We start from the raw sequence: 11,622 nt of genomic DNA on the forward strand, positions 1-11,622 counted from the left end.
CTGTTGTGACGTCGCCTTATGGCAGGATGACGTCGATCTCGACCAGCGCGCTGCCTTTCGCCGCATAGCCGAGCTTGGCTGCAGCCACGTACGACAGATCAATGATCCTGTCAGAGAGAAACGGACCGCGGTCATTCACGCGAACGACGATCGTTTTACCGTTTTCGACGTTGGTCACCCTGACGTACGAGGGGATGGGGAGGATCGGATGCGCAGCCGTGAGTTTCATCGTGTCGTAGAGCTCACCACTTGAGGTCGGCAATCCCTGGTAACGGGTGCCGTACCAGCTTGCCACGCCACGCGCGTGGTAGGGCACCAACTTGTTCATCGGCCGGTAGCTATTTCCCATAGCAACATAAGGCTTGAGCGTACCGGAGACAAACCGCTCTGTTCTGGGTACCGGTTCCTTGACTGCATCGATCTGTGCCTGCGTTATCCCTTTTGGCGGACCATCGTTGCGGTAATAGCGCCCGCCGCCTTTGGTTGGCTGCACTTTTGTTGTCGAGCAGGCTACAAGAGACAGCGCCAGCGCAGCCACCAACCATGATCTTGAACAGATAGGTAAAATGCTTTTCATCGTTGCTTTCCACATGTTTCATCGCGCCCGGCACTTTGCAGACTTGTCACGGTTATGGGTGACTTGCCTCAACATCCATTGGCAAGCTCTGCAGGCTCAAGGCCGAGTTTGTGGATCATACATGTGGAACGGCAGAACAGGAAAATCGTTCGGGCACGGTCTTGGATCAGCGACAGTACGGATTTGCGCGCTGCATAAGTACTACCGGGCAGCAGAGCACGCCAACGGCATCATCTTGATCGGGCAAGCGCCCGGGTTCTGGGTAGATATCGCCTTCGCTACCAGCCACACTGCGCCATGCGCGCGACGTCGATGCGCAATTGCTTGCAGAATCAGCGTTGCCGACATGCCTCGGCCAAGCTTGAGGAGGAGATCATGAGCAGGACACCGAACGACGACCGTAGTGACAGTCTGAATCCGAACAGCGACGCGTACAATTCCAGCCAAGACAATCGCTCGGATCAACTGAACCCAAATAACGAACGCTATCAGGGAGGCGACAAGTCCGAGCAGGAGGACGAGGACGACTGAGTACGCTGCGGGGCGCCGGTCCCGCTCAGTCTTCCACCATGCCGCTGGCCAGCTGTGGCGCGGACCAGTGGCGATCCGACGTCGACGCCGAACAAAGTACAACCAAGATCCATTCCGGTCTTGATTCCGCAGTCGAGCATTGCGCGAAATAAGTTGATGAGCAAAAAGCTGCCAAGCGCGATGACGAGGTAGGCTCCCGCGATGCGTATGCCGAAGCGCATTGCCTGCCATGCCAATGAAGGTACGAACAGTGTCACGACCGGCTGATGCCGACGCCAAGCGGACGCTCCAGACACGTGGCAATGACGGCAGCATATGCAATCGAATCAACCGCAAGAGACGCTGCCAGTAACGCCAGTGCCAAGCTGCGCAATGCGCTCATGCAGGCGGCGTCGCTCGTCCGGATTGTTCTCTGATGCTGCCATTCTCGTCAGGATGGCGACCTGTGCGGTTCTCGAAGCATCACGGGCACAGACGCTGACATCGGGCTTGACGCCAACGCCTTCCCAATTTGTTTTGGTCACCGGGCTGATCACGCGGCCCAAGGGCACAAAGAGCGAAAAGTTTGATGAGAGCCGCCTGTCGTCGCCCTGGTTGGCGCCGCCTCCAGTGGTTTCGCCGACGACCGTCGCACGTTTGAGATTTTTGAGCGCGTAGGTGAAATCCTCTGCTGCCGAAAACCTGTCTTTGCTTGTCAGGATATAGATCGGCTTTGCACTGCCATACCGCGAGCCCCGGACGACGTCTGCAGTCCATCGCTGTTCGGTGCGGTCGCCCTCGCGGAAATAGAAGTCGTTCAGCTGGGTTCGCTTGTCGAACAGATAGCTGGCCAGCAGGGTCACGGTGGCAGCGTCGCCTCCACCGTTATTGCGTAGGTCAATGATGAGCGCGTTGGTATGGGTAACCAGGGTCATGGCAGCGGCCAGGGTCTCGGCCGCGTCGTTGGCCCGTGCAAATCCGCTAAGTTCCAGGTACCCGATGTTAAGTGGCAGGCGCTCGACCCGCTCCACGCCGAAATTGTTCGACCTCATCATGGTGAGGTAGCCCGCTGCTTCCTCAGGCGATCGCTCGTCATCGGACTTCCTGTCCGCGATGACTTCCTTGCTGTAGGTCACGCGCAGGTGCCGGTCCTTGGTGGCGGCTTGCAGCTCATCGGTCAGGACTTCGGACAGTCGCTGTGGACTCGCAATGGTGTCGTAAGCGCCGCGCTTTTGCTGCTGACGCAACGACGTTTCGACTTTGTTAGCCATGTCAGGAAAGACATAGCTGCTGTTAACTTCCTTGATCAGGTTGTCAATCAACTGCTGGCGGCTGGCGGCCGTCATTTGCATGCCATCTGGCTCTGAAAAGCCGGATGATTGGGCAAAGGCCGACGAACAAGTGAGGACTGAGGCGATAGCGGCGATACCTAGAGCTCGCAAAATGTTCATTACTTTTCCTGAATCGCCGACAGTTTATAAATGTTTGACCGGAAATCCTGTCATTCTTTCAAGGTGGCGGTAAATTGCAGATTTTCAACCTCATACTTCCCACCCGATAATTCCGCGAGACGTAAAAGCCCCCGCTCTATCGGGGTATCCCAAAGTGCCGGAATAACGACCATTCGCTCGACCTGCAGTCGGCGTTTGCCCGTGTCACTCAATTCGATTTCGATGCGATCATCGATCGTCCGTATCGACTTGACGCCGTGATAGCACCCGAATACCTGATCATCCCGTTCGATGTACAGACCGTCCAATTCGAGATTCCTGTCCTGCTCGTCCGCTTGTAGAGGATATTGGAACATCAGGTATTTCGCCGACCCCCCCTCATCAGCAGAGAATGCGAAAGTCAACGTTTCCTCGTTTTCCTCAAACGAAACGACGCTCGCCAAAAGTTCGTAATCCATGTGATTGCTTATCCTTGCGATTTTGGCGGGCGGCGCTGGGCAGGTATAGCACCTCGCCATCGATCTGCACGGCTCGCTCGATTATCGCATTCAGGCGCATCCGCCGGGCGTCAACCGGCAACGCGCATGGCCCCGGTATCACATCAAGCTGCCCTGCATCCTGGAAGCCGCATCACGCGCAATGCGCAACGCACCAGCCGCGGCATCGTCAACGGCCGCAACAAGCGCGCGTCGTAGCCGGCAAAGCGCCGCTCGTTCTCGGCCAGGCACAAGGCCAGCAGCGCCCGCAGACCGACCCCATCGCCGGACACCGACTGCGCCCCGTTCAAGGTGAAATTATTGTCCTGCGCGGTTGACGCCGGCCCGGCATCGACCGCCCGCGCCAGCCCGATCCGCTCCCACGCCAGGAAGGCCCACACCCGCGCCACCTTGCACTCGAAGCGCAGGCGCCGCCATGGTGACAGCCGCGCCCGGTGCCATCCCGCCCAGTTGGCAAACAGCAGGATGTGCCGGCACTCTTCCTGCATCACCGGCTCGAAGGTGTCGACCAGCGCCTGCGGGAACAGGCCCGAGCGGCGCGCCAGTTCGAACAGGCCGAAGGCGAAGAAGCTGTCGATGCATTCGCTGTAGCCGGTGACCAGGTAGGCCCATTCCGGATCGGACGGCATCGCCGGCGGCGGCTCGGGCGCCAGTGCGATGCCGTAGGCGGCCACCATGCGCGCCAGCACTTCCTTGTGGCGGTGCTCTTCCCAGGCGTTCAGGGCCAGCGCGTCGCGCATGTCGGGGTCCGGCAAGGTCGCGGCGTAGGCCGCCATGCGCAGGCGCGCCTTGCCTTCGGTCTGGACGGCGATGTTCCAGATCGGCAGCGATACGATGCGCTCGCGCACGGCCGGCGCCAGCACCGGCCAGTCGAGGGCGGCGGGACGGTAGGGGTTGAAGGTGTCGCGGAACATCCGGCAGCTGGCTTCACGGTGGGCGTCGGAGCCGGGCACGAGCGGGCCGGGGACGGGGCTGCGCCAGCGCCGCATGGCCTTATCTGCGGCGGCGACGGCTACCGGATCGGCGGCCGCTCCGCCCGGTGCGGCGGCCGGGCGCGGTGGCGGCCGGAAGCCGGGGACCAGCTGTTCCACGTCGAATGTGTCCAGGGTATGAGGTTCCATAGGTGCTCCCGGCTATGCGCAATGCATGCCGCGATCATATGCCGGCACCCATCCGCGCGGCACACCGTATATCATGTTCAGCACGATTTTTGACACGGTAATGACTATGCATGCATTGACACGCGGCCAGAAAGCCGGACTCGCCGACCTCGGCCTCGGCAATCGCTTCGAGATCGCCATCGACGTACACACGACAAGCGGCAGCGCCGATATCTCGTGCTTCGGCCTGGACGCGGACGGCCGCCTGTCCGACGACCGCTACATGGTGTTCTACAACCAATTGTCGAGTCCCGGCGGGGCGATCGCACTGCGCCTGCAGCAGGGACGGGCGTCGTTCCAGGTCGACCTCGCCGCGCTGCCGCCGTCGATCGCGAAGCTGGTGTTCACGGCCGCACTCGACGGGCCGGGCACGATGCGCGACGTCGGCCAGGCCGTGCTGCGCCTTGGCGACGGCGCGCAGTTCGCGCTGGGTGGCGCCGACTTCGCGTCCGAGAAAGCCGTGATCCTGGGCGAATTATATCGGCGCGATGGCGCCTGGCGCTTCGGCGCGGTCGGCCAGGGCTTCGATGGCGGCATGGCGGCGTTGCTGAAGCACTTCGGCGGCGAGGAAGCGCCGGCTGCGGCGGCCCGGCCCACGCCCGCATCCGCGTCCACTCCGACGCCCGCAGCGGCGCACAACAGGCAGGTATCATTGTCGAAGATCACGCTGGAAAAGCGCGGCGACAAGGTATCGCTCGAGAAGCGCCGCGGCGCCGGTTTTGGACGTATCCACGTCAACCTGAACTGGAACCAGCAGGCGCCCGGCGCGCCGCGCGGCTTCCTCGCCAGACTGCGCGGCGCCGCGGGAGGGGCAGGCGGTACCGACCTCGATCTCGGCTGCCTGTACGAACTCGCCGACGGCAGCGCCGGCGTGGTCCAGGCCCTGGGTAAGCGTTTCGGGAGTTTCGAGCAGCGCCCCTGGATCAGTCTCGATGGCGACGACCGCACCGGCGCGGTGAGCGGCGGCGAGAACCTGCACGTCAACGGCGACCATTTCGACCAGATCCGGCGCGTGCTGGTGTTTGCCTTCATCTACCAGGGCGTCGCCAACTGGACCCAGACCGATGGCGTGGTGACGATCACGCTGCCGGACCAGCCGGTGATCGAGGTCCGGCTGGATAATGGCACGTCGCAGCGCATGTGTGCGATCGCCATGATCGAGAACACCGCGGGCGGACTGCAGGTGACCAAGCTGGCCGAGTACGTGGCGGAGCATCGTGCGCTCGACCAGAAATACGGCTTCGGCTTGCGCTGGAAGGCTGGATCGAAGGACTGATCGCTCAGCCGCCTGAGTATTGCGGCGGACGGCTTCATTTCTCCTGTAGGGTTTGATCCCAAGCGCTCGTATTTGCGCCATACTTGGCTGATCTGTAACTTCATGGCCCAGCCGATGCCGACATCCCAGCGCCTGTTTTCCTTCCTCGTCCTGAGTGCCGCGCTGAGCGGCGGTGCGGCACACGCCGCAGACACGAACCTTCGCGAACGCATCGCCTTCAACGCCGACTGGCGTTTCAGCAAAGGCGACCCCGCCGGCAGCCCGCAGCAGCCGGCCGAGGCCGACCTCAGGAACGGTTTGCCGGCCGCCCAGGCCGGCTTCGACGACGCCGGCTGGCGCAAGCTGAACCTGCCGCACGACTGGGGCATCGAAGGACCGTTCAAGCAGGAATACCCGGGCGATACCGGCAAGCTGGCCTGGTGGGGCATCGGCTGGTACCGCAAGCACTTCACGCTGCCTGCCGGCGACGCCGGGCGCCGCGTCTACCTCGATGTCGACGGCGCCATGTCGCATGCCGTGGTGTGGATCAACGGCCGCTACATCGGCGGCTGGCCCTATGGCTATGCCTCCTGGCGCGTCGACCTGACGCCGCACCTGAAGCCGGGCGGCGACAACGTGGTGGCGGTCCGGCTCGACAACCCGCCCGAGTCGTCGCGCTGGTATCCGGGCGGCGGCATCTACCGCAACGTGTGGCTGGTCAAGACCGCGCCGGTCGCCGTGGCGCAGTACGGCACCTTCGTGACCACGCCCCAGGTGAGTGCCGCGGCGGCCACGGTCGACGTGCAAGTCACGCTGGATAACCACGGCGGCGATACCGAAGTCCAGGTCGCGACCGAGATCTACGCGCTCGACGCGAACGGCCGCCGCAGCGGTGCGCCGGTCGCGCGCAAGGAAGCTTCCGGCGCTGCCAAGGTCGCCAACGGACGCCAGGTGCAGCTGAGCCAGGCCTTGCAGGTACCCAATCCGCGCCTGTGGAGCCCGGCCAGCCCGCAGCGCTACGTCGCCGTCAGCACGGTCCTCGACAAGGGGCGCACGGTCGACGTCGTCGAGACGCCGTTCGGCATCCGCACCATCGCCTTCGACCCGCAGAACGGGTTCCTGCTGAATGGCCAGCGCCTGCCGATCCAGGGCGTGTGCGACCACCACGACCTCGGCGCGCTCGGCACCGCGATCAATACGCGTGCGCTCGAACGCCAGCTCGAGATCCTGCGCGAGATGGGCGTCAACGCCATCCGCACCAGCCACAATCCGCCGGCGCCCGAGCTGCTCGACCTGGCCGACCGCATGGGTTTCCTGGTGATGGACGAAGCCTTCGACGCCTGGCGCGAGAAAAAGACGCCGAACGACTACAACACCCTGTTCGACGCCTGGCACGAGAAGGACCTGCGTGCCATGATCCGGCGCGACCGCAACCACCCGAGCGTGATCGCCTGGAGCATCGGCAACGAGATCCCCGAACAGGGCCGCCCCGAGGGCTGGAAGTTGTCCGCGAGGTTGGCCGAGATCGCGCGCGGCGAAGACCGCACCCGCCCCGTCACCTCCGCCTTCAACCACGTGGCCTCGGGCTACAACGGTTTCCAGGACACGGTCGACGTGTTCGGCTATAACTACAAGCCGAACGAATACGCCAAGCTGCACGTCCATGCGCCGCACCTGCCGCTGCTCGGCAGCGAGACGGCATCGACCGTGAGTTCGCGCGGCGAGTACTTTTTCCCGGTCAGCGACGACAAGTCGAAGGGACTGGCCAACTTCCAGGTCAGCAGCTACGACCTGACGGCGCCACCATGGGCGACCACGCCCGACGCCGAGTTCAAGGGCCAGGACGAGAACCCCTTCGTGGCCGGCGAGTTCGTGTGGACCGGTTTCGATTACCTGGGCGAGCCTACGCCCTACGGCAACGACGCCACCAACCTGCTGAACTTTACCGATCCGGTGCAGCAGCAGCGCATGGCGCAGCAGCTGGAAGCCATGAAGAAGATTGCGGTGCCCTCGCGCAGCTCCTACTTCGGCATCGTCGACCTGGCCGGCTTCAAGAAGGACCGTTTCTACCTGTACCAGGCGCGCTGGCGTCCGGACCTGCCGATGGCGCACTTGCTGCCGCACTGGAACTGGCCGGAGCGCATCGGCCAGGTCACGCCGGTGCACCTGTACACCTCGGGCGACGAGGCCGAGCTGTTCCTGAACGGGAAGTCGCTCGGCCGCAAGAAGCGCGGCCGCGGCGAGTACCGGCTGCGCTGGGACGACGTCGTGTACCAGCCGGGCGAATTGCGCGCTGTGGTCTATAAAAACGGCAGGCGCTGGGCCGAGGACAAGGTCGCCACCAGCGGTCCGGCGGCGCGCCTGGCGCTGGAGGCCGACCGCAGCACGCTGCGCGCGGACGGCAGCGACCTTGCCTTCGTCACCGTGCGCATCCTCGACAAGGACGGCAGGCCGGTACCGCGCACCCACGACCGCATCCGGTTCAGCCTGAGCGGGCCGGGCGAGATCGTCGCCACCGACAATGGCGATCCGACCAGCTTCGAATCCTTCCAGTCGCGCGAGCGCAATGCCTTCAACGGGCTGGCGCTGGCGATCGTGCGCACGCGGGCGGGCGAGGGCGGGAAGGTGGTGCTGAGCGCTACGGCGGAAGGGCTGGGCGGGGCGCAGGTGACGCTGGAGAGCAAGCTCTAAGCAGCAAGGTCGTCCCCGCGAAGGCGGGGACCCAAGTACTGCCTGCATGACCGAAACGCGTCGAACTTGGGTTCCCGCCTGCGCGGGAACGACGTCGGTGAAGCGAGCGACCTTACTTCTTCTCGCCCGGCAGGATCGCGCTGAGTACCTGGCGCGCCACGCCTGCCAGCATCGATCCCTCGTTCGGATCGCCGTGCACGATCGTGCTCATGAACTGCTTGGCCTGTTCAAAAGTGATGTGCGACGGCAGCGGCGGCACTTCCGGATCGGTCTTGAACTCCAGGACCACCGGGCGGTCCGAGGCCAGCGCTTCCACCCACGCCGCGCCCACCTGCTGCGGATCGTCGCAGAAGATGCCCTTCAGGCCGATCAGTTCCGCAAAGCGGTGGTAGGGCACGTCCGGCAGGTTCTGGCTGGCCTCGAACTTGGGGTCGCCCTCCATCACGCGCTGCTCCCAGGTCACCTGGTTCAGGTCCTCGTTGTTGAACACGCAGACGATCCAGCGCGGATCGGCCCACTGGCGCCAGTACTTCGACACCGTGATCAGCTCCGCCATATTACTCATCTGCATGGCGCCGTCGCCGACCAGCGCTACCACCGGGCGGGTCGGATGCGCGAACTTGGCGGCGATCGCATACGGCACCGCCGCGCCCATCGAGGCCAGGCCGCCGGACAACGAGCACATCATGCCGCGCCGTATCTGCAGGTCGCGCGCGAACCAGTTGGCGCAGGAGCCGGAATCGCTGGTGACGATGACGTCGTCCGGAACGCGCGGCGACATCTCGTACACCACGCGCTGCGGATTGATCGGCTTGGCGGGGGCCAGCGCACGCTCTTCCAGCTGCTTGCGCGAATCCGCGATGCTGGACGAGATCTTCTGGCGCCACGTGCCGTCCTGGCTGTGGTTCAGCAGCGGCAGCAGCGCGCGCAGGGTCTCGGCGCTGTCGCCGTGCAGGTTGACTTCGCTTGCGTAGCGCATGCCCAGCATGCCAGGGTTGATGTCGATGTGGACCGCGCGCGCCTGGCCTTCCTTGGGCAGGAACTCGGCGTACGGGAAGGCGGTGCCGACCATCAGCAGGGTGTCGCAATCGTTCATCAGGTCCCAGCTGGCCTTGGTACCTAGGATACCGATCGAACCCGTCACCCACGGCAAGTCGTCCGGCAGCACCGCCTTGCCCAGCAGCGCCTTGGCGCAGCCGGCACCCAGGCGGTCGGCCACCGCGATGACTTCGTCGGTGGCGCCGAGGGCGCCGGCGCCGACCAGCATCGCGACCTTCTTGCCGCTGTTCAGCACCTCGGCCGCGCGCAGCAGGTCGGCATCATAGGGGATCACGCGCGGGCGCGTGTAGCCGCTGCTGGAAAACACGTTGGCGTGCTTGCGCGGCGGGTCCTCGTACTTCATTTCCTGCAGGTCGTTGGGCAGCACCAGCACGCCGACGCCGCGGTTGGCGGTGGCGATGCGGATGGTGCGGTCCAGCAGGTGCCGCACCTGGGTCGGCACCGAGGCTTCCTGCACGAACTCGGCGACGTCGGAAAACATGCGGTCCAGGTTCACTTCCTGCTGGTAGTGGGCACCGCGGATGGTGCGCGCGGCCTGGCCGGCGATGGCCAGTACCGGCTGGTGGTCCAGCTTGGCGTCGTACAGGCCGGTGATCAGGTGCGACGCGCCCGGGCCGCCGGTCGACAGGCACACGCCCAGCTCGCCGGTGAACTTGGCATAGGCGGCCGCCATGAAGGCGGCCATTTCCTCGTGCCGTACCTGGATGAATTCGATCTTGCCCTTGGCGCGCGCCAGGGCACCGATCACGCCGTTGATACCGTCGCCCGGATAGCCGAAGATGCGCTTGACGCCCCATTCGGCCAGCCGTTCCACCACGAAATCGCCTACTGTCTTGCTCATATCCGCTCCATTTGCCGTGTAAGGTTGATGAGGTCAACCCTAGCACTTGGGACGGGTGGGCAGCGCACGCTATCTTGCCGGCCTGTATGTATGCCTCTGCTTCAGGGGATCTTGACCCGCAGCGGCATCGGCACTGGAATGCGATGGTCCGGCATCGGCGCCCGGTCGGGCAGGTCCAGGCCCGTGACCAGGTCGGCGATCTTCACGGTCTGTCCGGTCTCGAAGCAGCGGTTGGCCGCGATGCCGACCAGGGCCGACCAGGCGCCGGCGCGCTCGTCCGAGGCGCGCTTGTACGGGTCAGCCGGCGCGCTGCCGAAGATCTCGGCCAGCATCACCTCGTCGCCGCCGCCGTGGCTGCCCTTGCCGGTCCAGGGTTCGATGTCGCGCGGCGCACCGCGCAGCGGGATGATGCGCGTGCTGACGCCTTCGCTGCCGCTCTGCACCTTGGCCGCGCCGGCGGCACCGGCCGATTCCACGATGCGGTGCTCGAGGCGGCCCTTGGTGCCGTTGAAGGCAATGTGGTAACCCTCCCAGGCGTCGTAGGCCGACAGCGCGTACTTCAGCTGCACGCCGTTGTCGTACTTGACCATCACGTTCATGGTGTCCTCGATGTTGATCTCGGGGCGCCACACGCACTGGTCGCGGAAGTAGCCGTCGTACTTCTCGTTGTCGAGGTAGAGCGCCTTCAGGCCCGGGTCGGCGGCCAGGTCGAAATAGAAGCTGCACTTCTGCTTTTCCGGGCAGGTCAGGCAGCGCTCGTGCGCGCCCTGCAGGCCCATGCGCTTCGCGGTCTCGGGCGTGTAGAACTGGCGCGAGCCGAAGGCCGCCACGCGTTCCGGCTGGGCGCCGAGCCACCAGTTGACCAGGTCGAAGTGGTGGGTGGCTTTATGCACCATCAGGCCGCCCGAATTGGCCTTGTTGCTGTGCCAGCGGCGGAAGTAGTCGGCGCCGTGCACGGTGTTCAGCAGCCAGGTGAAGTCGACCGACAGCACGTCGCCGATCTCGCCTTTCATGAGCAGGTCCTTGACCTGGGTGCGCGGCGGCGAATAGCGGTAGTTGAAGGTGACGCGGATGTGGCGCCCGCTGCGCTTGACGGCGTCCAGGATGCGCTGCGCCTTCTCGGACGTGGTCGTCATCGGCTTTTCGGTGATGACGTCGCAACCGGCATCCAGCGCGCGCACGATGTAGTCGTCGTGGGTGGCATCCTTGGTGGTGACGATCACGAATTCCGGTTTCATTTCGTGCAGCATCTTGTCGAAGTCGGCCGCCAGGTAGGGGCGCGGCTGGCTGGCGCCGGTCTTCGAGATCGACTTGACCGCGCGCTCGACGCGGCCGGCGTTGGTGTCGCAGACGGCGACGATCTCGGACGTGTCGCGGAACTTGCCGGTGGCGGCGTCGGTGTACATGCGCGAGCGCGAGCCCACGCCGACCACTGCGTAACGCTTGCGTGTCGTGGCGCTGGCAGCGGCGGCGTGCGCATGGGCGCCGCTTGCCAGCATCAGGCCCGCAGCGCCGGCCGCTTTCAGGATGCCGCGGCGGTTCTTGTTGCCGATCTCATTCATCTCTGTCTCCTCGTTTTTT

At 64.6% G+C, this 11,622-nt stretch carries 9 protein-coding genes; 3 read left to right on the forward strand and 6 right to left on the reverse strand.

The window, feature by feature from the left end:
• Window positions 1–16: 16 nt before the first annotated feature.
• A complete protein-coding gene (locus U1H99_RS29140; protein WP_323144991.1) occupies window positions 17–577 on the reverse strand; it encodes a septal ring lytic transglycosylase RlpA family protein in 561 nt (186 codons plus the stop codon).
• A gap of 375 nt (window positions 578–952) precedes the next feature.
• On the opposite strand from U1H99_RS29140, the gene U1H99_RS29145 reads away from it, so the two are divergent.
• A complete protein-coding gene (locus tag U1H99_RS29145) occupies window positions 953–1,108 on the forward strand; it encodes a hypothetical protein (protein ID WP_323144992.1) in 156 nt (51 codons plus the stop codon).
• A 326-nt stretch (window positions 1,109–1,434) separates the two neighbouring features.
• On the opposite strand, the gene U1H99_RS29150 is transcribed toward U1H99_RS29145, so the two are convergent.
• The 3 genes from U1H99_RS29150 to U1H99_RS29160 all read right to left on the reverse strand — a co-directional run bounded on the left by U1H99_RS29150 (window position 1,435) and on the right by U1H99_RS29160 (window position 4,156).
• Entirely contained in the window at window positions 1,435–2,538 is a 1,104-nt protein-coding gene (locus U1H99_RS29150; RefSeq protein WP_323144993.1) for a S41 family peptidase, read from the reverse strand.
• Between the two features lie 50 nt (window positions 2,539–2,588).
• Complete coding sequence (locus tag U1H99_RS29155) at window positions 2,589–2,996, reverse strand: Imm10 family immunity protein (protein WP_323144994.1); 408 nt, start codon at window positions 2,994–2,996, stop codon at window positions 2,589–2,591.
• A gap of 143 nt (window positions 2,997–3,139) precedes the next feature.
• Window positions 3,140–4,156, reverse strand: a complete 1,017-nt coding sequence (locus U1H99_RS29160; protein WP_323144995.1) for a ferritin-like domain-containing protein — start codon at window positions 4,154–4,156, stop codon at window positions 3,140–3,142.
• A gap of 106 nt (window positions 4,157–4,262) precedes the next feature.
• Between U1H99_RS29160 and U1H99_RS29165 the strand changes: the two genes are divergently transcribed.
• The gene (locus tag U1H99_RS29165; RefSeq protein ID WP_323144996.1) at window positions 4,263–5,471 is read left to right on the forward strand and encodes a TerD family protein; all 1,209 of its coding nucleotides are present in this window, start codon (window positions 4,263–4,265) and stop codon (window positions 5,469–5,471) included.
• A 114-nt stretch (window positions 5,472–5,585) separates the two neighbouring features.
• Window positions 5,586–8,141, forward strand: coding sequence for a beta-galactosidase GalB (gene galB, locus U1H99_RS29170; RefSeq protein ID WP_323144997.1), 2,556 nt, complete (start codon window positions 5,586–5,588; stop codon window positions 8,139–8,141).
• A gap of 112 nt (window positions 8,142–8,253) precedes the next feature.
• On the opposite strand, the gene U1H99_RS29175 is transcribed toward galB, so the two are convergent.
• Window positions 8,254–10,041 (reverse strand): thiamine pyrophosphate-requiring protein, encoded by a 1,788-nt coding sequence (locus U1H99_RS29175; RefSeq protein ID WP_323144998.1) that lies wholly within the window; start codon window positions 10,039–10,041, stop codon window positions 8,254–8,256.
• Between the two features lie 101 nt (window positions 10,042–10,142).
• The gene (locus U1H99_RS29180) at window positions 10,143–11,603 is read right to left on the reverse strand and encodes a Gfo/Idh/MocA family protein (RefSeq protein WP_323144999.1); all 1,461 of its coding nucleotides are present in this window, start codon (window positions 11,601–11,603) and stop codon (window positions 10,143–10,145) included.
• Window positions 11,604–11,622: the final 19 nt, after the last annotated feature.

This window comes from Massilia phyllosphaerae, assembly GCF_034659755.1.
In the GTDB taxonomy this organism is placed as follows: Bacteria; Pseudomonadota; Gammaproteobacteria; order Burkholderiales; family Burkholderiaceae_D; genus Telluria; species Telluria phyllosphaerae.

Excerpts from the sequence above, each read along its gene's own strand:
- U1H99_RS29140 (WP_323144991.1), bottom strand. The coding sequence starts at position 577 with ATGAAAAGCATTTTACCTATCTGTTCAAGATCATGGTTGGTGGCTGCG.
- U1H99_RS29180 (WP_323144999.1), bottom strand. The coding sequence starts at position 11,603 with ATGAATGAGATCGGCAACAAGAACCGCCGCGGCATCCTGAAAGCGGCC.
- U1H99_RS29155 (WP_323144994.1), bottom strand. The coding sequence starts at position 2,996 with ATGGATTACGAACTTTTGGCGAGCGTCGTTTCGTTTGAGGAAAACGAG.
- U1H99_RS29145 (WP_323144992.1), top strand. The coding sequence starts at position 953 with ATGAGCAGGACACCGAACGACGACCGTAGTGACAGTCTGAATCCGAAC.
- galB (WP_323144997.1), top strand. The coding sequence starts at position 5,586 with ATGCCGACATCCCAGCGCCTGTTTTCCTTCCTCGTCCTGAGTGCCGCG.
- U1H99_RS29165 (WP_323144996.1), top strand. The coding sequence starts at position 4,263 with ATGCATGCATTGACACGCGGCCAGAAAGCCGGACTCGCCGACCTCGGC.
- U1H99_RS29160 (WP_323144995.1), bottom strand. The coding sequence starts at position 4,156 with ATGGAACCTCATACCCTGGACACATTCGACGTGGAACAGCTGGTCCCC.
- U1H99_RS29150 (WP_323144993.1), bottom strand. The coding sequence starts at position 2,538 with ATGAACATTTTGCGAGCTCTAGGTATCGCCGCTATCGCCTCAGTCCTC.
- U1H99_RS29175 (WP_323144998.1), bottom strand. The coding sequence starts at position 10,041 with ATGAGCAAGACAGTAGGCGATTTCGTGGTGGAACGGCTGGCCGAATGG.